Source organism: Bradyrhizobium sp. USDA3516 (assembly GCF_057651995.1).
Window position 1 is genome coordinate 763656 of sequence record NZ_JBYGYN010000003.1, and the last position, 22160, is coordinate 785815.

The following is a 22160-nucleotide window of genomic DNA, read 5'->3' on the forward strand; positions in this document are numbered from 1 at the left end:
CCAGGATGGTGCCGGACGAACGCTACCACATCCTCCTGATCGGGTTCGGTCAAGACCGTTCAGTCGTTCGATTCGACCTGGACCGTCAGCAGGAAGGAATAGATGCTGTTGAACTGGTCCTCGGTATAGACCTCCTTCCAGGCCGGCATGCCCTTGTTCGGCCGCCCCTCATGCACGGTGGTCCAGTACTTCTCGCGCATCTCGTCGCCGTAGCGATGACGCAGCAGCCGCAGATCGATCTTGCGTTCGCTCTGGATCGCATCGGGACCGTGGCAATGCGCACAGGTTCCGTTGAAGATCTCCTTGCCCGCGCCGACGGCCTCAAGGGCCGGCGCGGCCGCATCGCCCTTGGTCTCGGTCGCCACGACATTGGCGACCTGCGCGATGCCGGCTCCGCTTCCCGTCCCCGTCGTCACCGCCGCCGGCGCCGCGCCGAAGCGGACCGGCGCGCCGGTCGGCAAACCGTATTTCACGGCGAGCTCGCCGATCTTGCCCTGAAGCTGCGGCAAGACGGCATTGACGCGGTCGCGCAGCTCGGTCGAGGTCTTGGCAAAGCCGATGGCGGCATCCCATGACAGGCCCTCGCCCTCGGTAAGCTCGATCTGGTACCGCCCGCCGTAGCTGGTCTTGTTCAGCCAGCCGGCGACCGGTCCCCAGATGAAGGCAACGTCGGCCCTGCCCTGGTCGAGCGCCTGCATGCCTTCCTCCGGCGACAGCACCGTCACTTTCTGGATGTCGTCGCGACTGGCGAGCAGGTTTTGCGGCGTGCTGGCGAACTGCACGGCGACGCGCTTGCCCTTGAGGCCGTCGATGCCGCCGACCGCCGCGCCCTTCGCAGATTCCTTGGCAGCGACCAGGGCATAGCCTTCCTTGGCGAAGGTGTCGGAGAAGATCACGGCCGGGCCCATGAAATCCTCGGACCTGGGCAGTCCGATCATGGCGTCGCATTGCTTGCCGAGCAGCGTGACGCGCACGGTGCGCTTGCCGAAATAGGATTTGTACCAGTCATAGGCGATCGGCCGGCCGAGTGCCTGCGCCAGAGCCTGCCCGATCTCGACGTAGAAGCCGGGCTTCGACGAGCTGTCGCTCGAGAATGGAAGGTTGGTCGGATCGGCGCAGAGACGGAGCGGCTGCGCCTCGTCGGCCTGCAGCGGCGAGGCCGGAACGATCAGGGCAGCAGTGGCACATGCGAGCAGGGCTGCGATGGCGCGATGTCGGCTCGCACCGGTGGCGGAATGATTTGGACGCATCCTCGTCTCCCTTGGCGTTCCCTTGGCGTTGGCTTTGTTGCGCCGGAGCTTGTTGAGCCAGGCGCGGCGGCACCAGGCATCGGCCGATGCCGCAGCTAAAGTCCGGAGAAAGCGCGCGCGTATCCCGTCACCTCGAGGATACGCGCGCGAGTTGTCACTGGACGGAGAACACGAAGAGCGAACCGCCCTCGGGGGCTGCAGCCGTCATCTTCTTTCCTACCTCGCCCAGGAACGCAGGCAGCGCAGCGGTGCGGCCGACGACGATGGCGACATATTGCTTGCCGTCGACCTGATAGGTCACCGGGCCTGCGCCGATGCCGGAGCCGAGATTCTTGCTCCACAGCACCTTGCCGGACTTCGCATCGATGGCGCGGAAGTCGCCATGGATGTTGCCGGCGAACACGAGGCCGCCGCCGGTGGTCAGCGTGCCGCCGTTGAAGGGCAGGTCTTCCTTGATCGACCAGACCTTCTTCTGCGCGACCGGATCCCAGGCCACGAGCTCGCCGAGGAAGCCGCCCGGGCCTTCCTTGGTCGGGAATTCGGCGCCGAGATAGAACACGCCGCGCTTGTAGGTGACGTCGCTGACCGACCAGTCCATGCAGACGTTGTTGGAGGGGATGTAGACGAGGCCGGTCTGCGGGTTGAACGACATCGGCTGCCAGTTCTTGCCGCCGATCAGGTTCGGGCAGATGTCCTTGGCGGGATGGCCCGGCCCCGGACGCTTGTCGGGATCCTCGACCGCGCGCATCGTGGCGACGTCCCACTTCTTGGCCCAGTTGGAGAACACGTATTTCTCCGCCGACAGCACCTTGCCGGTCTCACGGTTGGCGACGAAGAAGAAGCCGTTGCGGTCCGCCTTCATCAGCGTCGGAACGGTGCTGCCGCCGATCTTGAGATCCGCGAGCACGGCTTCGTTGACGCCGTCATAGTCCCAGGCGTCGGCCGGCGTGGTCTGGATGTGCCACTTGATCTTGCCGGTGTTGGGATCGAGCGCGAGCGTCGAAGCCGTATAGAGGTTGGTCAGCTTGCCGAAATTGCCGTCGCCGGTCGAACGCACCGCCGTGTTCCACGGGGCGGGATTGCTGGTGCCCCAATAGACGGTGTCGGTCTTCGCATCGTAGGAGCCGACCAGCCAGGCCGCGCCGCCGCCATGCTGGAAGGAGTCGCCCTTCCAGGAATCGCCGCCGGGCTCGTCCGGGGACGGAACGGTATAGGTCTGCCACACCTGCTTGCCGGTGTTGATGTCGAAGGCCAGCAGCGCGCCGCGCACGCCGTATTCGCCGCCGCCGAAACCGGTGATGACCTTGTCGCGCACGACAAGCGGCGGCGAGGTGATGACCGAGCCCTGCTTGTAGTCGACCACCTTCGCCGTCCACAGCGACTTTCCGGTTGCGGCATCGAGCGCCGTCAGCTTGCCGTCGAGGCGGCCGACGAAAATCTTGCCGTCGGCATAGGAGACGCCGCGGCTGTTCACGTCGCAGCAGGCGTATTGCAACACGTCCTCGGGAATCTCGGGCTCCCAGGTCCATTTGCGCTGCCCCGTCGCCGCATCGAGCGCATAGACGTATTTCGGACCCCACGAGCTCGAAACGTACAGCGTGTTGCCGATGACGATGGGCGAGGATTCGTTCGAACGCAGCGACGCCAGCGAGAACGAGTAAGCGAGCGTCAGCTTGCCGGCGTTCTCGGTGTTGATCTGCTTGAGCGGACTGAAGCGCGTGTTGCCGTAATCGTGGCCGGCAACGGCCCATTGATTCGAATCGGATTGCGCCTTGAGCACCGAGTCGTTGGCGCGAACGCCCGGTGTAACGGCGGCGAGCATCGCAATCATGGAGATGCCGGCCAAGAAGCCCTTCGTTCCAAAGGTCATGTATCCCTCCGCGGTGTTGTTGTGCACGCCTCGTTGGGCGCCTGAGCGCGTTGCGCTCGTGATGCGCAGTTCGCCTGCGAGCCATCTTCGAAATTACAGCATCGCCGTTTCGCGCTTAGTATAGGCGGAAGGTAGTAGTGCAAATCATTGGCGGCTTTCGTCGCGCATCTCGTTGTCCGGACTTGCGTCCTGCCCTTGTTTTGCAGCTCGAAATGCGCGCTCGAATTGAGGCGGCGTCGCGCATCGATCACGATGATGGCGCTACCACGCTGGCAAAACTTTCGAAGAAGTTCGCGGCGAGTTTTCGCGACGTCGAGTCGATCAATCGCGAGCCGAGCTGTGCGAGCTTGCCGCCGATCTGCGCGTCGGCCTCGTAGTGCAGGATGGTGACATCAGGGGCTTCTTCCTCCAGCCTGACCTTCGCGCCGCCCTTGGCAAAGCCGGCGACGCCGCCGGCGCCTTCGCCGACGATGCGATAACCGTTGGGCGCATCGATATCGGTCAGCGTCACCTTGCCGCTGAACGTCGCCTTCACCGGGCCGACCTTCAGCACCACGGTCGCCGTCATCTCGGTCGGCGATGCCATCTCGAGCGATTGGCAGCCGGGAATGCAGCGCCTGAGAGTTTCGGGATCGTTGAGCGCAGCCCACACCTTGGCCTTCGACGCCGGGATCCGCTGACTGTCGTTCATCTGCATCGCTTCCACCCTTGTTGCCGTTGCTTGTACGGCTCGACTATGGGCACGGGCGGCTGCGTTCAATCGCCAGGAAGTACTAGTGCTGCTTCCTTTGGCCAATGTCATTCCGGGGCGCGCCTTTTGGCGCGAACCCGGAATCCATTTACCCGCGGACACTGCAGCCCGATGGATTCCGGGCTCCCTCGCTTCGCTCGGGCCCCGGAATGACGGGCGGTTTGGCCGGCGCAGCTTGACGGCGGCACTTCGCTGCATTGCCATAAGCAAAATCAAAGACTTAAAGCGTCTCCACCTACTACCAAGATCGCGATTACAAGGGCGGCGGCGCATGCTCCTATTCGCGCAACGAGGAGAACATTCGAGGGAGGAACGACGCGCGATCAGGTCACGCGCCTCTTTTGGCGGCAGCCGAGCACGCCATCGCAGATACTAGCTGCGACTTTCCGTGTGTCTCCCGCAATGTCGCAGCACGTGATGGCGGCGGCACGAGATGTCGTGGCCGAATCGCACATCGGCGACCGTCACCACGATGACCCTTCCATGACCACGGTCAGCAAAAACCCAGTTGCAAAGTTTCGTTCGCGCTGTCCTAATTAGAACCAATCAAAATCACTTTGGGAGGACTTCAAGTGTCTACAGTCAAACTGACGGTCAACGGCAAGGCCGTTGCTGTCGATGTCGAGGACCGCACGCTGCTGGTCCAGCTCCTGCGCGATCACCTCAACCTGACCGGGACCCATGTCGGCTGCGACACCAGCCAATGCGGCGCCTGCGTCGTGCACATGGACGGCCGTGCAGTGAAATCCTGCACCATGCTGGCAGGGCAGGCCGACGGCGCCAACGTCACCACGATCGAGGGCATCGCCAAGGGCGACGAGCTGCACCCGATGCAGGCCGCCTTCCGCGACAATCACGGCCTGCAGTGCGGCTATTGCACGCCGGGCATGATCATGTCGGCGATCGACATCGTGCACCGCCATGGTGGACAGCTCGACGAGGCGACCGTCCGCACCGAGCTCGAAGGCAATATCTGCCGCTGCACCGGCTATCACAACATCGTCAAGGCGGTGCTGGATGCGGCCGGCCGCATGAAGGTCTCGCAGGCGGCCGAGTAAGCGGCGCGCCTCGAAACAAGAACCATCGTCGCAGCCGTTGATGGACGGCGCGATCAAGGAAATTCCTGGGGAGGACCAGACATGGGTGTTGAAGGCATCGGCGCACGCGTCGTGCGCAAGGAAGACAAGCGTTTCATTACCGGCAAGGGCCGTTACGTCGACGACATCAAGTTGACGGGCATGACCCATGCCTATTTCATCCGCAGCCCCCACGCCCACGCCAAGGTCAAGAAGATCGACTCGTCCGCGGCGCTGAAGATGCCCGGCGTGGTCGCGGTGCTCACCGGACAGCAGCTGGTCGACGACAAGGTCGGCAACCTGATCTGCGGCTGGGCCATCACCTCCAAGGACGGCAGCCCGATGAAGATGGGCGCATGGCCGGCGATGGCGCCGGAGACGGTGCGGTTCGTCGGGCAGGCGGTTGCCGTCGTGATCGCCGACAGCAAGAATCTCGCGCGCGACGCGGCGGAAGCCGTCGTGGTCGACTACGAGGAGCTTCCCGCGGTCGCCGACATGCACGCCGCCATCAAGCCCGGCGCGCCGCAGCTTCATCCCGAGGCGCCCGGCAACCAGGTCTATGATTGGGTGATCGGCGACGAGGGCGCGGTGAACGCCGCCTTCTCGAAAGCCGCCAATGTGGTGAAGCTCGACGTCACCAACAACCGCCTTGCGCCGAATGCGATGGAGCCGCGCGCGGCGATCGCCGATTACGACACCGCCGAGGAGCACTTCACCCTCTACACGACGTCGCAGAACCCGCACGTCGCGCGTCTCGTGCTCTCGGCGTTCTACAACATCGCCCCCGAGCACAAGCTGCGCGTGATCGCGCCCGACGTCGGCGGCGGCTTCGGCTCCAAGATCTTCATCTATCCCGAGGAGATGGTGGCGCTGTGGGCCTCGAAGAAGGTCGGCCGTCCCGTCAAATGGACAGGCGACCGCACCGAGGCCTTCCTCACCGACGCGCATGGCCGCGATCACATCACCCATGCCGAGATGGCCTTCGACGCCAACAACAAGATCATCGGCCTGAAGGTGAAGACTTACGCCAATTTCGGCGCCTACATGTCGCTGTTCTCGTCCTCGGTGCCGACCTATCTCTACGCGACGCTGCTGTCGGGCCAGTACAACATCCCGGCGATCCATGCCGAGGTGATCGGCGTCTACACCAACACCACACCGGTCGACGCCTATCGCGGCGCGGGCCGGCCCGAGGCGAGCTATCTGATCGAACGATTGATGGAAACGGCGGCGCGGCAGCTGAACGTCGATCCGGCCCAGCTGCGGCGGACCAACTTCATCACCCAGTTCCCGCACCAGACGCCCGTCATCATGGCCTACGACACCGGCGACTTCAACGCTTCGCTCGATGCGGCGATGAAGGCGATCGACTATGCCGGCTTCCCGGCCCGCAAGGCCAAGGCGAAAGCCGACGGCAAGCTGCGGGGCATCGGCGTGTCCTGCTACATCGAGGCCTGCGGCATCGCGCCGTCGAAGGCGGTCGGCAGCCTGGGCGCCGGCGTCGGCTTGTGGGAATCGGCCGAAGTGCGCGTCAACCCGGTCGGCACCATCGAGATCCTCACCGGTTCGCACAGCCACGGCCAGGGTCACGAGACCACGTTCTGCCAGCTTGTCGCGGAGCGCCTCGGCGTTCCGATCAGCCAGGTCTCGATCGTCCATGGCGACACCGACAAGGTGCAGTTCGGCATGGGCACCTACGGCTCGCGCTCGGCGGCCGTCGGCCTCACCGCGATCCTGAAGGCGATGGAGAAGATGGAGTCCAAGGCCAAGAAGATCGCCGCGCATGCGCTGGAGGCATCGGAAGCCGACATCGTCATCGAGAACGGCGAGTTCAAGGTGACGGGCACCGACAAGGCCATCGCCCTGCCGATGGTCGCGCTCGCCGCCTACACCGCGCACAATCTGCCTGACGGGATGGAGCCGGGCCTGAAGGAGAGCGCCTTCTACGACCCGACCAACTTCACCTTCCCGGCCGGCGCCTATATCTGCGAGCTCGAGGTCGATCCCGGCACCGGCAAGACCTCCTTCGTCAACTTCGTCGCCGCCGACGATTTCGGCCGGCTGATCAACCCGATGATCGTCGAGGGCCAGGTCCATGGCGGTCTCGTGCAGGGCATCGGGCAGGCCTTGCTCGAGCATGCGATCTACGATGCCAACGGCCAGCCGGTCACGGCCTCGTTCATGGATTACGCCATGCCGCGCGCCGACGACGTGCCCTCGTTCAACCTGTCCCACACGACGACGCTGTGCCCGGGCAATCCGCTCGGCATCAAGGGTTGCGGTGAGGCCGGCGCGATCGGCGCATCGGCGGCCGTGATCAACGCGATCACGGATGCGATCGGCAAGAACAATCTGGAAATGCCCGCAACCCCCGACCGGGTGTGGCGCACGATCCACGCGGCATAGCCTTTCACCATCGTCATTCCGGGGCGACGCGAAGCGTCGAACCCGGAATCTGGAGCTTAAGAATTCAACCTCGAGATTCCGGGTCTGCGCCTACGGCGCGTCCCGGAATGACAGAGAAAAGATTTCAGGGAGCATCGAAGATGTACCAGACCACCTATCATCGCGCCTCCTCGGTCGACGAGGCCGCCAGCCTGTTCGCCAAGGGCAGCGAGTCGAAGTTTCTCGCCGGCGGCCAGACGCTGCTACCGGTCATGAAGCAGCGCCTCGCAGGTCCCTCCGACGTCATCGATCTCGGCAGGATCAAGGAGCTGCAGGGCGTCGAGCTGTCGGGCGATACGCTGACCATCAAGGCCGCCACGACCTATTACGACATCATGACGAATGCCGACGTGAAGCAGGCGATTCCTGCAATCGCCCATCTCACCTCGGTGCTCGGTGATCCCGCCGTGCGTTATCGCGGCACGATCGGCGGCTCGATCGCCAACAACGATCCCGCCGCGGATTTCCCGGCGGCGCTGCTCGCGCTCGGCGCCACCGTGAAGACCAACAAGCGGTCGATCGCGGCGGACGACTTCTTCCAGGGCCTGTTCACGACGGCGCTGGAGGACGGCGAGATCATCACCGCCGTGGCATTCCCCGTGCCGGCGAAGGCAGGCTACGAGAAGATGCGGCACCCGGCCTCGCGCTTCGCGCTGACCGGCGTGTTCGTGGCGCAGACCAAGTCGGGCGAGGTTCGGGTCGCCGCGACCGGCGCCTCGCAAACCGGCGTGATGCGGGTGGGCGCGATCGAGGCGGCGCTGAAGGCGAACTGGTCGCCGTCGGCGATCGACAGCGTCACGATTTCGGCGAACGGATTGCTGGCCGACATCCACGGCACGGCGGAATATCGCGCCAATCTGATCAAGGTGATGGCACAACGCGCGGTCGCCGCTGCGCGCTGACGGTTCGACCTAAAGCGCGATGCGATCAGGATGAATCGTCATCGCGCTTTGGTTATTGTTTGAGCATGATCTTTTCGGAAAAGCGCTACGCACTTTCCCGGCTCATGCTCTAGCGTCTTTACGCAAATTTTCCGCGGCGCGCACTTCAATGCGCGCCGTTTTATTTTGGCCGTGCGGCATGAAAACCGCTTGCCTCGCTGGCGTGAAGGCGAGAAAAGTTAATCGGCCGATTAACTCGCTCAACAGAAGAAACGTCGAAAGGCGATTGCCGACGCCGGCAGGCGCCCGCGACCCGAGGAAACAACAACGTGCTCGACAAACCAGCCCAAGAAAAATCAGAAGGCTCCTCCGTCCGCAGCTCCGGCCCGCTCTCGGGCTTCCGCATCGTCGAATTCGCCGGCATCGGGCCCGGCCCGTTCGCCTGCATGATGCTGGCCGACATGGGTGCCGACGTCGTCACGCTCGACCGCGTCGGCGCGAAGAAGAGCATGAAGTCGGTGGCGGGGCGCGGCCGCAAGGTGATCGAGCTCGACCTCAAGGACAAGGCGGCGATCGCGCAGGTGCTGGATCTGCTCGCGAGCGCGGACGCGCTGGTCGAGGGTTTTCGCCCCGGCGTGATGGAGCGGCTCGGTCTCGGGCCGGACGTCGTGCTCGCGCGCAACCCGAAGCTGGTCTATGGCCGCATGACCGGCTGGGGCCAGGAGGGCCCGCTCGCCAACGCCGCCGGTCACGACATCAATTACATCTCCATCACCGGCGCGCTCGCCGCGATCGGCACGAAGGAAGCGCCGGTGCCGCCGCTCAATCTGGTCGGCGATTTCGGCGGCGGGGCGCTCTATCTCGTGGTCGGCGTGCTCGCAGCACTCCTGGAAGCGCAGAGGTCGGGCAAGGGCCAGGTGGTGGACGCGGCGATGTGCGACGGCGCGGCCTCGCTGATGTCGTTCTTCTTCGACATGGCCACGATGGGACGCTGGACCGAAGAGCGCAACCAGAACTTCCTCGACGGCGGCGCGCATTTCTACGGCGTCTACGAATGCGCCTGCGGGCACTTCGTCTCGATCGGCTCGATCGAGCCGCAATTCTACGCACTGCTGCGCGAGCATGCCGGCCTGACGGATGCCGATTTCGACGCGCAGATGGACCGCAAGGCCTGGCCGGCGCTGAAGGAGAAGCTCCGGTCCGTGTTCAAGAGCAAGACGCGCGAGGACTGGTGCAAGATCATGGAAGGCACCGACATCTGCTTCGCGCCGGTGCTGACCATGACGGAGGCGACACAGCATCCGCACATGGTCGCCCGCAACGTCTTCATCGAGCGGCACGGCGTGAAGCAGCCGGCACCGGCGCCGCGATTCTCGCGCACGCCCTCGACGGTGCGCGAGCCGGAGCCGGCGGAGATCGCCGCGGTGATGAAGGCGTGGGCGGCGGCGAATTAGTCCCGGCGCACGACCGCGTAGGGTGGGCAAAGGCGCTCTTGCGCCGTGCCCACGCTCTCCCCGCAATTTGATAAAGGTGGTGGGCACGCTGACGCTTTGCCCACCCTACGGCAGTGCGCTTGACGGCTTACGCCGCATCCACCTTCAACACCCCGCGCCGGATCTGATCCTCCTCGATCGATTCGAACAGGGCCTTGAAATTGCCCTCGCCAAAACCGTCGTCGCCCTTGCGCTGGATGAACTCGAAGAAGATCGGGCCGATCGCGTTGGCCGAGAAGATCTGCAGCAGCACCTTGGTCTGGCCGCCATCGACCACGCCCTCGCCGTCGATCAGGATGCCGTTCTTCTTCAGACGTGCGACGTCCTCGCCGTGCTTGGGCAGGCGCGTATCGATCTTCTCGAAATAGGTCTCGGGCGGCGACGGCATGAACGGCAGGCCGGCCTCGCGCAAGTCCTCGATGGTGCGGTAGATGTCGCGGCAGCCGCAGGCGATGTGCTGGATGCCTTCGCCGCGATAGGTCTGCAGATATTCCTCGATCTGGCCGGACTCGCCGGCGTCCTCGTTGATCGGAATCCGGATCTTGCCGTCCGGGCTGGTCAGCGCGCGCGAGAACAGGCCGGAGGCGCGGCCCTCGATGTCGAAGAAGCGGATCTGGCGGAAGTTGAACAGCTTCTCGTAGAAGCCCGCCCAGACATTCATGCGGCCGCGATGGACGTTGTGGGTGAGATGATCGAGATAGAACAGGCCGGCGCCATGCGGCCTGGGATCGCGCGCGCCAAGCCATTCGAACTCGGCATCATAGGCCGAGCCCTTGGCACCGTAGCGATCGACGAGATAAAGCAGGCTGCCGCCGATGCCCTTGATCGCGGGCACGTCGAGCGTCTTCTGCGCGGAGGATACGTCGGCCGGCTCGGCGCCGAGCGCGATGGCGCGGTCATAGGCCGCCTTGGCGTCGACGACGCGAAACGCCATCGACGGCGCACAGGGGCCGTGGGCGGCGACGAACTCAGTGCCGTGGGTGCCGGGCTCCTCGTTGACGAGATAGTTGATGTCGCCCTGGCGATACACCGTGATCTTCTTGGTTCTGTGCCGCGCGACGGGCGCATAGCCCATCAGCTTGAACAGAGCGTGCAGCTCTTCCGGACGGGGATGCGCATATTCGACGAACTCGAAACCGTCGGTGCCCATCGGGTTGTCGGCACTGATAGTGGCCGGCGGTGCATCGTGCGGAAACGGACCCATGGTGTTCTCCCAAATGGCTGCTGCCAGGAACTATCCTTCATGGGGCGCGCAAGGAGCGTGCAAACGGGACACAATTTGACTATCATATGCACGATCCGTGCATCAAATGGACAAAACACGCATGATCTCCGTGGATGCCTTCGACCTCAGGATTTTGAGCGCGCTGCAGGACGACGGCCGCCTCACCAACCAGGAGCTGGCCGAGCTCGCCGGCCTCTCCGCCTCGCAATGCTCGCGGCGGCGGATGCGGCTGGAGGAGGAGAAGGTGATCGCGGGCTACCACGCCGACCTCTCCAGCGAGGCGCTCGGCTTCGGCGTGATCGCCTTCATCCAGGTCGGGCTGGCGACACATTCGCCGGACAATTCGAAACGCTTCCGCGCGCTGGTAAACCGGATTGACGAGATCCAGGAGGCGTATTCGCTGACGGGCGATGCCGATTATGTGCTCAAGGCCGTGCTGCGCGACCTCAAGGGCCTGTCCAATCTCGTCAACGACGTGCTGATGCCGCACCAGAGCGTGGCGCATGTGCGCTCCTCGATCGTGCTTGACAGGCTGAAAGAGAGCTCGAAGCTGCCGCTGAGGGAGATCAAGCCCGGCTGAAATCGAGGGAACTACGGCATTCGCGCAGGGTCCGCGATCTGCAATGATCGCAGCTCCATGCGCGGAGATTCAACATGGCACTCCAGCTGCGACCGAACTGCGAATACTGCGATTGCGACCTGCCGCCCGACGCGATCAATGCGCGGATCTGCTCCTACGAATGCACGTTCTGTGCGGACTGCGTCGAGACCAAGCTGTTCAACGTCTGCCCGAATTGCGGCGGCGGTTTTGCCCCGCGCCCGATCAGGCCGGCGCAGGAATGGCGGCCGGGCGTATGCACGGCCAAGCAGGCGCCGTCCGACAAGCGGGTGCATCTGAAATACAGCGTCGAGGATGTCGCGGCGCATTGCGCGCGGGTGCGCGACGTGCCGCCGGAGCGGCGGTAAGCTCTTTCCGCGCCGTCATTGCGAGCGCAGCGAAGCAATCCAGAAATGCATCCGCGAAAGCAGCCTGGATTGCTTCGTCGCAAGGGCTCCTCGCAATGACGGAGGTTGTGGCGACGACCGCGGCTACTCCGCCGCCACGATCGTCCCCTCGACCTCGCCGAAGCCGACGCGGTAGCCGTTGCCCTGGCACCAGCCGCGCATGACGAGGCTGTCGCCGTCCTCCAGGAACGACCGCTTCGCGCCGCCGGGCAATTCGACCGGCTCGGTGCCGTTCCAGCTGATCTCGAGCAGGCTGCCGCGCTGGTTCTTCTCCGGGCCGGAGATGGTGCCGGAGCCTAAGAGATCGCCGACATTCATGGCGCAGCCGCTCGAGGCGTGGTGCATCAATTGCTGCACCGAGGACCAGTACATGTACTTGAAATTGGTGCGGCTGATGCTCGCGGGCGCATTGGCGCCGGCGGCGCGCAAGGACACGTCGAGCGCGACGTCGTAATTTTGCGGCCTGGTCTGTCTGAGATAGTCGAGCGGCACCGGCTGCTGCTCCGGCCCGTTCAGGCGGAACGGCTCCAGCGCCTCGCGGGTCACCACCCAGGGGCTGATCGAGGTCGCGAACGCCTTGGCCAGGAACGGGCCGAGCGGCACATATTCCCATTGCTGGATGTCGCGTGCGCTCCAGTCGTTGAGCAGCACGAAGCCGAAGATCATCTCCTCGGCCTGCTGCTCGCTCAGCATGCCGCCCATCGGCGACGGCTGGCCGATGACGACGCCCATCTCCAGCTCGAAATCGAGCCGCTTGCACGGCGCAAAGCTCGGCAGCTCCACGTTCGGCGGCTTCAGCTGCCCACGCGGCCGCTTCACCCTGGTGCCGGAGACGACGACGGTCGAGGCGCGGCCGTTATAGGCAATCGGCATGTGCAGCCAGTTCGGCTGCAGCGCATTGTCCTTTCCGCGAAACATGACGCCGACATTGGTGGCGTGCTCTTTCGATGAATAGAAGTCGGTATAGCCGGAGACGGCGAAGGGTAGATGCAGCCTGGCATCGCGCATCGGTACCAGAGCCTGCTTGCGCAGCTCCTCGTTGTCGCGCAGCTCCGGATGATCGGCGCGCAACAGCTCGCTGATGCGCGCACGGGTCTTGGTCCAGACCTTCGGCCCCAGCGCCATGAAGGGATTGAGCGAGGGACCCGAGAACACACCGAGCGGGCCGACGTCGAGCCGGGAATCCTGCTCGAGCTCCCAGAGATCGAGCACGTAGTCGTCGATCGCGACACCAACGCGCTGAGTCGGATTGGCCGCGGTCGAGAACACGCCGTAAGGCAGGTTCTGGATCGGGAAGTCGGAAGAAGGATCGACGGCGATGAAGGAGCGGAGGCTGGGGTCGTTGGGGTGGGGCATGTTTCTCCCGACGCAGATTCTGATGCTGTCTCTTTCACCCTCCCCTGGAGGGGGAGGGTCGGCTCATATTGAGCGCAGCGAAATATGAGACGGGGTGGGGTGATCTCTCAACACGGCACTGTTGGACGTGGACAGACCGTCACCCCACCCCGCTACGCATTCCGCTTCGCTGCATGCGTAGCGACCCTCCCCCTCCAGGGAGGGTAAGCAAAGTTACGGTCTATTCGGATCGAAGCGCTTCTCCAGGCCGTTCCAGCAATCGGCGTAATCGTCCTGCAGCGTCGAGGATTTCGCGGCATGCGCGGTGACGTGCTGCGGGTAGCGGGTCTCGAACATGAAGGCCATGGTGCCGGTCAGCTTCACCGGCTTCAATTCGCCGTTGCTGGCATGTTCGAAGGCGTCGCGGTCGGGGCCGTGCGGCAGCATGCAATTGTGCAAGGAGATGCCGCCGGGGACAAAGCCCTGCGGCTTGGCGTCGTAGACGCCGTAGATCAGGCCCATGAACTCGCTCATGATGTTCATGTGATACCAGGGCGGACGGAAGGTGTTTTCCGCGACCATCCAGCGCTCGGGGAAGATGACGAAATCGATATTGGCGGTGCCCGCGGTCTCCGAGGGCGAGGTCAACACCGTGAAGATCGAGGGATCCGGATGGTCGAAGCCGATCGCACCGACCGGCGAGAAGGTGCGCAGATCATACTTGTACGGCGCGTAATTGCCGTGCCAGGCGACCACGTCGATCGGCGAATGCGGCAGCGTCGTCTTGAACAGCGCGCCGCCCCATTTCACGTAGAGCTCGGTCGGCGTATCCTTGTCCTCGTAGTTTGCCACCGGCGTCAGGAAATCGCGCGCATTGGCGAGGCAATTGGCGCCGATCGGCCCGCGCTCCGGCAGCGTGAAGGCGCCGCCGTAATTTTCGCAGAGATAGCCGCGCGCCGGACCGTTCGGAATCTCGACCCGGAACTTGACGCCGCGCGGGATCACCACGATCTCGCCGGGCTCGGCATCGATGCGGCCGAACTCGGTGACGAGGCGCAGATTGCCCTGCTGCAGCACGAACATCAGCTCGCCGTCGGCATCGTAGAAGTGCTGGTCCACCATCGACTTGGTGATGAGATAGACATGCGCGGCCATGCCGGCCTGCGTGTTGACGTCGCCCGCGGTCGTCATGGTCTGCACGCCCTGCACGAAGGTGACCTCTTCCTTCGGCAGCGGCGTCGGATCCCAGCGCAGCTGCGCGATCGGCAGGTCGTATTCATGGCACGGTGCCGACCGCCACAGGCCGGCATCGACCTTCTCGAAGCGGCCGGAATGCTTCACGGAAGGGCGGATGCGGTAGAGCCAGGAGCGCTCATTGCTGCCGCGCGGCGCGGTGAAGGGCGAGCCCGAGAGCTGCTCGGCGTAGAGCCCGTAGGCGCAACGCTGCGGCGAGTTGCGCCCGATCGGGAGCGCGCCCGGCAGCGCCTCGGTCTCGAAAGAATTGCCGAAGCCGGACATGTAGCCCGGCGTCACCTGGGCCGAGCTGCGGATGATCTGGTCAGGCGAGGTATTGATGTTCATGACTATCCTCCTCCTTGCAAGGCGGCCCACATTTCCTGATCGCGCTTGTCGGTCCAGATCACGGGGTCATCTATACCGGACGCTTCGTCGTAGGCGCGCGATACGTTGAACGGCAGGCAGTGCTCGTAAATGGCAAAGCTCGAGAATTTCGGATCCATCACCTCGCGCGTCGCCGCCATCGATTCCTTTAAGCTGCGCCCCTTGGCGACCGAGATCTCGGCCGCGCCATAGAGCGAGGTGACGAAGTCGCGCGTCATCGCGATGGCCTCGCGCACGGTGGCGGTACCCTTCAGCGCATCGCCGCGGCCCGGCGCGATCGCCTTCGGATTAAAGTTGCGGATCTCGTTCAGCGTCATCGGCCATTCGCGCAAATGCGCATCGCCGCAATAGCAGGCCGAGTGATACTCGATGAGGTCGCCGGAGAACATCACCTCCGCATCCGGAACCCAGGCGACGATGTCGCCCGAGGTATGGCCGGCGCCCAGCTGCATCAGGCGAACCTCGCGCTTGCCGAGATAAATCGACATCTCGCCTTCGAAGGTCAGCGTCGGCCAAGTCAGGCCGGGAATGCTCTGCGCATCCTGGAACAGGCGCGGGAAGCGGCCATACTCGGAATCCCAATCCTGCTTGCCGCGCTCCTGGATCAACCGATAGGTCTCCTGCGACGCGACGATGCCTTGCGCGTGATAGGCGGAGGCGCCCAGCACGCGCACGGCGTGATAATGCGACAGCACGACATATTTGATCGGCTTGTCGGTCACGGTGCGCACGCGCTCGATGACCTTGTTCGCCATGGCCGGCGTTGCCTGGGCGTCGAACACGAGGCAGCCGTCGTCGCCGACGATGACCGCGGTGTTGGGGTCGCCCTCGGCGGTGAAGGCATAGAGATCGGTGCCGATCTCGGAAAAGGTGATCTTCTTCTCGGAGAGATCGCCGGTGGATGCGAAGTTCTTCGCCATGAATTCGTCCTTACCAGATTATTGTTGCTGCTGTTGTTGCTGCTGACCGTCGATCATGCGGCGCCTGGCGAGTCCGATCGCTTCGCGCAGCACGTCGATGTCGCCGATATGGTTGGCGAGGATCAGCACCAGCGCCGCGTCGAAATCGGCGCTCTGCTCCTCGGTCAGACCGCGATGCGCCTCGACGATGGCGCGGAAGGCATCGTCGGGGCGCGCGAAGTTCGAACTGGTGGAGAGCGGCATGCGGAACCTCAATACAAACCTTCGGCTCGCGCCAGCGCCGCCGCGATCGCCGAACGCGTCGGATGACGGAAGCGCGCCGCGACATAACCGTCGGGCCTCAGCAGGTAGGCGGCACCCGGCTCGGCGCCGTAGCGCTTTGCGACCAGGCCCGAGGGATCGGCAAGTCCGTCCTTGACACCAATGCGGATGCCCTTGATGCCGGCAGGCGCATCGATCGGCGCGCCATTGCCGAACGACAGCAAAGTGAAATCCGTTCCACCCTTGCGGAAGGCATCCGTCAGATAGATCGACTCGCCAGCGGGCGTTGCGGCGGGCGCGTCGAGCATCGAACTGCCGGGCGAGGGTCCACCGCGCCACGTATCCGCATCGAGCGAGGACAGCGGCGTATCGTAGCTGCACGGTACCGACAGCCGGCCGCCATTGACCATGCGCTTGCCGAATTCGGTCTCCTTGGCGAGCGACAGCACCGCCTTGCGCAGCCGCGCCTCCTGATGCGAGTTCGGCGCCATGAAGTCGGTCGAGCGGGTGGATTCGCGGATGTTCTCGTCCGCCGCCATGCTGCGCTCGACATGGTAGCTTTCGAGCAGGCTCGCAGGCGATTTGCCGCGCAGCACGCGGTCGAGCTTCCAGGACAGATTCTCCGCGTCTTCGAGTCCCGAGTTCGCGCCACGCGCCCCGAAGGGCGAGACCTGATGCGCGGAATCGCCGGCAAAGATCACGCGGCCATGGATGAAGCGATCCATCCGCCGGCACTGGAACTTGTAGAGCGAAATCCACTCGAACTCGAACTTGTCATGGCCGAGCATGCGCGCGATCCGTGGCCGCACGTTTTCCGGCTTCTTCTCGATGACAGGATCAGCGTAGCGGTTGAGCTGGAGATCGATGCGCCAGACGTCGTCGGGCTGCCGGTGCAGCAGCGCCGAACGTCCGGCATGGAACGGCGGATCGAACCAGAACCAGCGCTCGGTCGGAAATTCCGCGGTCATCTTGACGTCCGCGATCAGGAACTGATCCTCGAACACCTGGCCGGCGAATTCCGCCCCGACCATCTGCCGCAGCGAGGAGCGCGCGCCGTCGCAGGCGATGACATATTGCGCATGCAGGCAATAGGCGCCCTCCGGCGTCTCGATCGTCAGCAGCGCGGAATCGTTACGCTGCTCGAGCGCCGTCACCTTGTTGCGCCAGCGCAGGTCGATCTCCGGCAGCTCGTTGATGCGATCGACCAGATAGGCCTCGGCGTAATATTGCTGGAGATTGATGAAGGCCGGCCGCTTGTGGCCATCTTCCGGCAACAGGTTGAACTGGTAGAGCTGCGACTCGCCGTGGAAGATCCGCCCCACGCTCCACACCACGCCCTTGTCGACCATGCGGTCGCCGACGCCGAGCCGGTCCCAATATTCCAGCGAGCGTTTCGAGAAGCAGATCGCGCGCGAACCCTCGCCGATGCGGTCGGCATCGTCGAGCAGCACGACGCGCTGGCCGCGCTGGGCCAGATCGATCGCCAGCGACAAGCCGACCGGGCCCGCACCGACGATCACGACCGGATGCGCCGCGGGGTTTGAGCCGGGCCTTTCCTGATCGGGGTGACGGCGGTAGCCGAACTGGGTTTTGGCGTGAGGGGTATTGGCCGGCGCCATACACGAACCTCGGCTCTGGTCAGGACAGGATCGATCTGCTAGATAGTCTCACGTGCAACTATTTTGGACCGGAGCCGGCCGGCCGTCAACTGGAATTCGGAGCGCTCTCCTTGGCGAGGACATCCAGCGACATCGCGCTCAAGGCGCGCGCGGCCGACGAGGCTTCGAAGCGGCCAAAGCCACGGCTCGATTTGTTCAAGTTCGTGCCGTTCCGCCTCAACCGACTCGCGGCGGAGGTCAGTTCCGCGCTCTCGGTCGAATATCAGGAGCGCCACGGCCTCGACATTCCGGCCTGGCGCGTCATCGCCACCCTCGGCTTCCGCAATGATGCCTGCAGCGCGCAATACATCTCGCAGTGCACTCGCACGCACAAATCCACCATCAGCCGCGCGGTGACGACGCTGCTTGGCGACGGCCTGATCGAGCGGGTCGAGAACGCAGCCGACCGCCGCGAATTCCGCCTGCAACTGACCCGGAAGGGGCGCGCGCTCTACGAGGAGCTGTTCCCGCAATTGCTGCGGCGGGAGGACGAGATCCTCGCCTGCCTCTCCGCGCAGGAGCGCAAGCAGCTCTCCGCCCTGCTCGGCAAGATCGAGCAGAGCCTCGACCTGATCCAGACCAGCGAAGAGGCCGACGCCAAGCAGGCGTATTAGCCCCCTCTGGCATTCCGGGGCGCCGCGAAGAGGGGAGCCCAGAATCCATCGCGCCACCAGCTACGTCGATAGATGGATTCCGGGCTCGCGCTTCGCGCGCCCCGGAATGACGGTCCCTATTTCGCAAACGACCGCGCCGGCGGCAAATGCAGCGCCCAGGCGTCGACCTTCTCGCTGGCGCGCGGATAGATCTCCGTCACGATCGGATCGTGGCCGGGAATGAACCTGTCGGGATGGCCGGCGAGGCGCTCGATCGTGTCCCAGCCTTGCGCCATGTCGCCGACATTGTAGACGATCGGGAACGGGCTCCTGTGCTGCAGATTGGCGTAGTAATGCGCGGCATCGGAGGCCAGCACCACAGAGCCGCGCGCGGTCTCGACCTTCACCACCTGCAAGCCGTCGGAATGGCCGCCGACGCGGTGCACGGTCACGCCGGGGGCGACCTCGCCGTCGCCGGAATAGAAGGTGACGCGCTCGCCATAGACGTGGCGCACCATCAGCGTCACATGCTCGACCGAGAACGGGTGGCGCAGCAGGCCGTTGCACATGCAGCGCCCGGTGGCGTAAGCCATCTCGCGTTCCTGCAGATGGAAGCGCGCATTGGGAAAGCGGTCGAGATTGCCGGCGTGGTCGTAGTGCAGATGCGTCACGATGACGTCGCGAATGGCTGACGCCGCGACGCCGAAACGCTCCAGCGCATCGACCGGATTGAGCGTGAGCTTGCGCGCCCGCGCGCTCGCCTCTTCCGCGTTGAAGCCGGTATCGACGAGAATGTCGCGGCCATGCCCTCGAATCAGCCAGACGAAATAATCGAGGTCCTGCGCCGCGCTGTCATGCGGGTCGGGCGCGAGGAAGTTCATGTGGGGGGTGCGGGGCGACATTGTCGCATAGCGCAGGGCGTAGATCTCGTAGACGTTTCCCATGGGCTCGCTTTTTTTCGAGTCGGATCTTGCGGGAGGATCGCCCACACCAAGCCACCACCGGCAGGAAAGGTCAAACGCGGGGCGTTGCGGCGGAGGCGGGCTGCAATGTGAGATCGATCACGTCTTCACCGCCATGGCTGGGCTAGGGTCCGCCGACAGCTTCGAGGTACCGAGGACCGCCATGACAACCCCGTTCATTCCTCTCGCGGCACGCCCATCGGCTGCGGTCAATCATTGGGATAAGGTCGAATCTCCAAACGGTTGACGCCCTCCGTCCCCGGTTTGATAATGAGGTAAGCGTAAGTTAAGGTCGCCGCGGCGCAAGCTGGAACGGCGCCTTTTTGGCTGGACCACGCTGATTATGAAAATTCGCTTCTTTTTTCTTCTGCCCTTGCTCATCTCGCTCGTCCCGACTGCCCCCTCGTTTGCAGCCGGCGACCGTTTTGCGCTGGTCATCGGCAACGCCAAATATCCGGATGCGGATGCCCCGCTGAAGGAACCGATCAACGATGCGCGCGCCGTCGCCGACGAGCTCAAGCGCGACGGCTTTTCGGTCGAGCTCGGCGAGAACCTGACCGGCGATGCCATGCGCCGCGCCTTCGACAAGCTCTACGGCAAGATCAAGCCGGGCTCGGTCGCGCTGGTGTTTTTCTCGGGTTTCGGCATCCAGTCCGCGCGCCAGAGCTATTTGCTGCCGGTGGATGCCCAGATCTGGACCGAGTCCGACGTGCGCCGCGATGGCTTCAGCCTCGAGACGGTCCTCGGCGAGCTCAACACCCGCGGCGCCGGCGTCAAGATCGCGCTGATCGATGCGTCCAGGCGCAACCCGTTCGAGCGCCGGTTCCGCAGCTTCTCGGCCGGTCTGACCCCGGTGATCGCACCGAACGGCACGCTCGTGATGTACTCGGCGGCGCTGGCCTCGGTGGTCTCGGACGCCGGCGGCGACCGTAGCCTGTTCGTCCAGGAGCTGCTGAAGGAAATCCGCGTCCCCGACCTGATGGCCGAGGAGACGCTGAACCGCACCAAGATGGGCGTCACCCGCGCCTCGCGCGGCGAGCAGGTGCCGTGGATTTCCTCGTCATTGGCCGAAGATTTCTCGTTCATTCCGGGCGCCGGCGGATCGCGCCCCTCGACGCCGCCGCCTGCGCCTCCCGCTGCGCCGGCCGTCGTCGCCAACAACCCGCCGCCCGCCCCTCCCGCGCCGCCGACACCACCGCCGCCGCCGAAGCCGGCGGACAGCGCGGCTGCGGCTCCCGCGCCTCCGCCACCTCCGGCCCCCGTTGCGGTGCCGGCACCGGCGCCTGCTCCCACGCCGAGGCCGCAGATCGAGGCCGCCCTGCCCCCGCCGCCACCGCCGGTGAAGCCGGCTGATCTCGCTCCCGCGCCGAGCACGGACGGCGGGCCGAGCGCTGCCGCCCTGGCCGACGATCCCACGATCAAGAGCCTGACCGCCAAGATCGCTGCCAACCCTGACGACGTGAACGCGCTGTACCGCCGCGGCCAGGTCTATGCCAGCAAGGGCGCCTACAGCCTCGCCATCAAGGATTTCGACGATACCCTCCGGATCAATTCGAAGGACGTCGAGGCCCTCAACAACCGCTGCTGGACCCGCACCGTGGTCGGCGACCTCCAGGCCGCGCTGAAGGATTGCAACGAGGCGCTGCGGCTGCGGCCGAACTTCGTCGATGCTCTCGACAGCCGCGGGCTCGTCAACCTGAAGTCCGGCGCGGTGAAGAATGCGATCGCCGATTTCGACGCGGCCCTGAAGATCAATCCGCGCCTCACCTCCTCGCTCTACGGACGCGGCCTTGCCAAGCAACGCAACGGCTCGGCCCAGGAGGGGGCGCTCGACATCGCCAATGCCAAGGCGATGGACCCGAACATCGTTCAGGAATTCGCAAGCTACGGAGTGCGCTAGTATTTTTTTGAATTGGGCCGGTCCAAGGCTCGAACCTTGAACAGCCCTGGGAAGACCAATGGGCGGATGCCGCAACGGGCCTTTTCAAGGGCGTATTGCTTGAGGTTTAGAGCACGTGAGCTGGCTGCGCAGGAGGGACTGGCAATGAGATCGGCTGCAAATTGGCTTACCGCGATTCTGTCCATCATCACCGTCGGCGCTGCGCTGTCGCTGCCGACCTCGGCCGCATATGCGGGCGATGACGGCAACAGCAAGAACGTCACCGAGGACGAGATCGTCCGCGCGCTGGCGCCGGCGCCGAAGAAGCCTCTGACCCGTGGCCTCTCGATCGGTCCGCAGACCGAAACCGCACCGAACGCCGCGGAGACCAAGCTGTTGCAGTCGGTGCGCGGCCGCTCGACGCGGTCGCTGTCGTCCATCGAGCGCGAGGAAATTGCCTCCGCGGCCAAGGACAAGCCGAACATCGATCTCGAGATCACGTTCGACTACAACTCCGCCAATATCAGCGCCAAGTCGCTGGCCTCGGTGCAGGCGCTCGGCCGCGCCTTGACCAGTCCGGACCTGAAGGGCTCGACTTTCGTGGTCGCCGGTCACACCGACGCCGCCGGCGGAGAAGCCTACAACCAGGACCTCTCGGAGCGTCGCGCGGATGCGATCAAGCGCTACCTGGTCGAGAAGTACAGCATCTCCGCGACCGACCTCGTCACCGTCGGCTACGGCAAGAGCAAGCTCAAGGACCCGAACCAGCCGCTGGCGGAGGCCAACCGGCGCGTGCAGGTCGTCAATATGGAAAACAAGACCACCGCATCGAAGTAAGCACGACGCATCCTTTGCCAGTGACAAGTCGTGATGTCGTGTAAGGTCTCGTGTCCAAAGCGCGTCCCGCAGCCTTGCGGGACGCCGCTTCTTTTCAGA

General features: G+C 64.5%; 19 protein-coding genes. 9 read left to right on the forward strand and 10 right to left on the reverse strand.

Translation table 11 applies throughout. From position 1 onward, the window contains the following. Positions 1–59: 59 nt before the first annotated feature. The 3 genes from AC24YW_RS13835 to AC24YW_RS13845 form a co-directional block, all read right to left on the reverse strand. The gene (locus tag AC24YW_RS13835) at positions 60–1250 is read right to left on the reverse strand and encodes a c-type cytochrome (protein ID WP_487483238.1); all 1191 of its coding nucleotides are present in this window, start codon (positions 1248–1250) and stop codon (positions 60–62) included. A 154-nt stretch (positions 1251–1404) separates the two neighbouring features. Further along, complete coding sequence (locus tag AC24YW_RS13840) at positions 1405–3120, reverse strand: PQQ-dependent methanol/ethanol family dehydrogenase (protein WP_487483239.1); 1716 nt, start codon at positions 3118–3120, stop codon at positions 1405–1407. Positions 3121–3367: 247 nt separating this feature from the next. Continuing rightward, on the reverse strand, positions 3368–3811 hold the full coding sequence (locus AC24YW_RS13845; protein WP_487483240.1) for an SRPBCC family protein: 444 nt from the start codon (positions 3809–3811) through the stop codon (positions 3368–3370). 632 nt (positions 3812–4443) lie between these two features. Between AC24YW_RS13845 and AC24YW_RS13850 the strand changes: the two genes are divergently transcribed. The 4 genes from AC24YW_RS13850 (at position 4444) to AC24YW_RS13865 (ending at position 9727) form a co-directional block, all read left to right on the forward strand. Further along, entirely contained in the window at positions 4444–4929 is a 486-nt protein-coding gene (locus AC24YW_RS13850) for a (2Fe-2S)-binding protein (RefSeq protein WP_225143293.1), read from the forward strand. 81 nt (positions 4930–5010) lie between these two features. After that, positions 5011–7353, forward strand: a complete 2343-nt coding sequence (locus tag AC24YW_RS13855; RefSeq protein ID WP_157287013.1) for a xanthine dehydrogenase family protein molybdopterin-binding subunit — start codon at positions 5011–5013, stop codon at positions 7351–7353. A 140-nt stretch (positions 7354–7493) separates the two neighbouring features. Continuing rightward, the gene (locus tag AC24YW_RS13860; protein ID WP_487483241.1) at positions 7494–8294 is read left to right on the forward strand and encodes an FAD binding domain-containing protein; all 801 of its coding nucleotides are present in this window, start codon (positions 7494–7496) and stop codon (positions 8292–8294) included. A 308-nt stretch (positions 8295–8602) separates the two neighbouring features. After that, complete coding sequence (locus tag AC24YW_RS13865; protein WP_487483242.1) at positions 8603–9727, forward strand: CaiB/BaiF CoA transferase family protein; 1125 nt, start codon at positions 8603–8605, stop codon at positions 9725–9727. 127 nt (positions 9728–9854) lie between these two features. Here AC24YW_RS13865 and hppD read toward each other — a convergent pair whose 3' ends face one another. Then, entirely contained in the window at positions 9855–10970 is a 1116-nt protein-coding gene (gene hppD, locus AC24YW_RS13870; RefSeq protein ID WP_487483243.1) for a 4-hydroxyphenylpyruvate dioxygenase, read from the reverse strand. Positions 10971–11091: 121 nt separating this feature from the next. Here hppD and AC24YW_RS13875 point away from each other — a divergent pair, with 121 nt between their 5' ends. After that, positions 11092–11571, forward strand: coding sequence for an Lrp/AsnC family transcriptional regulator (locus AC24YW_RS13875; protein ID WP_487483244.1), 480 nt, complete (start codon positions 11092–11094; stop codon positions 11569–11571). A gap of 74 nt (positions 11572–11645) precedes the next feature. Continuing rightward, on the forward strand, positions 11646–11957 hold the full coding sequence (locus AC24YW_RS13880) for a DUF1272 domain-containing protein (RefSeq protein WP_487483245.1): 312 nt from the start codon (positions 11646–11648) through the stop codon (positions 11955–11957). A 123-nt stretch (positions 11958–12080) separates the two neighbouring features. Here the strand turns inward: AC24YW_RS13880 and fahA are convergent, their stop codons facing one another. From fahA to AC24YW_RS13905, 5 genes are all read right to left on the reverse strand, one after another. After that, positions 12081–13352: a fumarylacetoacetase gene (gene fahA, locus AC24YW_RS13885; protein WP_487483246.1), complete on the reverse strand. Its 1272-nt coding sequence runs from the start codon at positions 13350–13352 to the stop codon at positions 12081–12083. A gap of 213 nt (positions 13353–13565) precedes the next feature. Further along, the gene (gene hmgA / locus AC24YW_RS13890) at positions 13566–14912 is read right to left on the reverse strand and encodes a homogentisate 1,2-dioxygenase (protein ID WP_487483247.1); all 1347 of its coding nucleotides are present in this window, start codon (positions 14910–14912) and stop codon (positions 13566–13568) included. A 2-nt stretch (positions 14913–14914) separates the two neighbouring features. Further along, on the reverse strand, positions 14915–15871 hold the full coding sequence (locus AC24YW_RS13895; protein ID WP_487483248.1) for an MBL fold metallo-hydrolase: 957 nt from the start codon (positions 15869–15871) through the stop codon (positions 14915–14917). An 18-nt stretch (positions 15872–15889) separates the two neighbouring features. Beyond that, positions 15890–16114 carry a DUF2783 domain-containing protein gene (locus tag AC24YW_RS13900; protein ID WP_018646238.1) on the reverse strand — a complete coding sequence of 75 codons (225 nt, stop codon included), beginning with the start codon at positions 16112–16114 and terminating at the stop codon, positions 15890–15892. An 8-nt stretch (positions 16115–16122) separates the two neighbouring features. Continuing rightward, positions 16123–17751: an FAD-dependent oxidoreductase gene (locus tag AC24YW_RS13905; RefSeq protein WP_487483249.1), complete on the reverse strand. Its 1629-nt coding sequence runs from the start codon at positions 17749–17751 to the stop codon at positions 16123–16125. Between the two features lie 110 nt (positions 17752–17861). On the opposite strand from AC24YW_RS13905, the gene AC24YW_RS13910 reads away from it, so the two are divergent. Further along, entirely contained in the window at positions 17862–18404 is a 543-nt protein-coding gene (locus tag AC24YW_RS13910) for a MarR family winged helix-turn-helix transcriptional regulator (protein ID WP_487483250.1), read from the forward strand. A 116-nt stretch (positions 18405–18520) separates the two neighbouring features. On the opposite strand, the gene AC24YW_RS13915 is transcribed toward AC24YW_RS13910, so the two are convergent. Then, positions 18521–19327, reverse strand: coding sequence for an N-acyl homoserine lactonase family protein (locus tag AC24YW_RS13915; RefSeq protein WP_487483251.1), 807 nt, complete (start codon positions 19325–19327; stop codon positions 18521–18523). A gap of 361 nt (positions 19328–19688) precedes the next feature. On the opposite strand from AC24YW_RS13915, the gene AC24YW_RS13920 reads away from it, so the two are divergent. Together AC24YW_RS13920 and AC24YW_RS13925 are read left to right on the forward strand one after the other, a co-directional pair. Next, positions 19689–21245, forward strand: a complete 1557-nt coding sequence (locus AC24YW_RS13920) for a caspase family protein (protein WP_487483252.1) — start codon at positions 19689–19691, stop codon at positions 21243–21245. Positions 21246–21389: 144 nt separating this feature from the next. Further along, the gene (locus AC24YW_RS13925) at positions 21390–22061 is read left to right on the forward strand and encodes an OmpA family protein (RefSeq protein ID WP_487483253.1); all 672 of its coding nucleotides are present in this window, start codon (positions 21390–21392) and stop codon (positions 22059–22061) included. Positions 22062–22160: the final 99 nt, after the last annotated feature.

Bases quoted from the DNA above. Each gene is read 5' to 3' on its own strand.
- AC24YW_RS13835 (WP_487483238.1), bottom strand. From the start codon at position 1,250: ATGCGTCCAAATCATTCCGCCACCGGTGCGAGCCGACATCGCGCCATC.
- AC24YW_RS13840 (WP_487483239.1), bottom strand. From the start codon at position 3,120: ATGACCTTTGGAACGAAGGGCTTCTTGGCCGGCATCTCCATGATTGCG.
- AC24YW_RS13845 (WP_487483240.1), bottom strand. From the start codon at position 3,811: ATGAACGACAGTCAGCGGATCCCGGCGTCGAAGGCCAAGGTGTGGGCT.
- AC24YW_RS13855 (WP_157287013.1), top strand. From the start codon at position 5,011: ATGGGTGTTGAAGGCATCGGCGCACGCGTCGTGCGCAAGGAAGACAAG.
- AC24YW_RS13860 (WP_487483241.1), top strand. From the start codon at position 7,494: ATGTACCAGACCACCTATCATCGCGCCTCCTCGGTCGACGAGGCCGCC.
- hppD (WP_487483243.1), bottom strand. From the start codon at position 10,970: ATGGGTCCGTTTCCGCACGATGCACCGCCGGCCACTATCAGTGCCGAC.
- AC24YW_RS13875 (WP_487483244.1), top strand. From the start codon at position 11,092: ATGATCTCCGTGGATGCCTTCGACCTCAGGATTTTGAGCGCGCTGCAG.
- AC24YW_RS13880 (WP_487483245.1), top strand. From the start codon at position 11,646: ATGGCACTCCAGCTGCGACCGAACTGCGAATACTGCGATTGCGACCTG.
- fahA (WP_487483246.1), bottom strand. From the start codon at position 13,352: ATGCCCCACCCCAACGACCCCAGCCTCCGCTCCTTCATCGCCGTCGAT.
- hmgA (WP_487483247.1), bottom strand. From the start codon at position 14,912: ATGAACATCAATACCTCGCCTGACCAGATCATCCGCAGCTCGGCCCAG.
- AC24YW_RS13895 (WP_487483248.1), bottom strand. From the start codon at position 15,871: ATGGCGAAGAACTTCGCATCCACCGGCGATCTCTCCGAGAAGAAGATC.
- AC24YW_RS13900 (WP_018646238.1), bottom strand. From the start codon at position 16,114: ATGCCGCTCTCCACCAGTTCGAACTTCGCGCGCCCCGACGATGCCTTC.
- AC24YW_RS13905 (WP_487483249.1), bottom strand. From the start codon at position 17,751: ATGGCGCCGGCCAATACCCCTCACGCCAAAACCCAGTTCGGCTACCGC.
- AC24YW_RS13915 (WP_487483251.1), bottom strand. From the start codon at position 19,327: ATGGGAAACGTCTACGAGATCTACGCCCTGCGCTATGCGACAATGTCG.
- AC24YW_RS13920 (WP_487483252.1), top strand. From the start codon at position 19,689: ATGAAAATTCGCTTCTTTTTTCTTCTGCCCTTGCTCATCTCGCTCGTC.
- AC24YW_RS13925 (WP_487483253.1), top strand. From the start codon at position 21,390: ATGAGATCGGCTGCAAATTGGCTTACCGCGATTCTGTCCATCATCACC.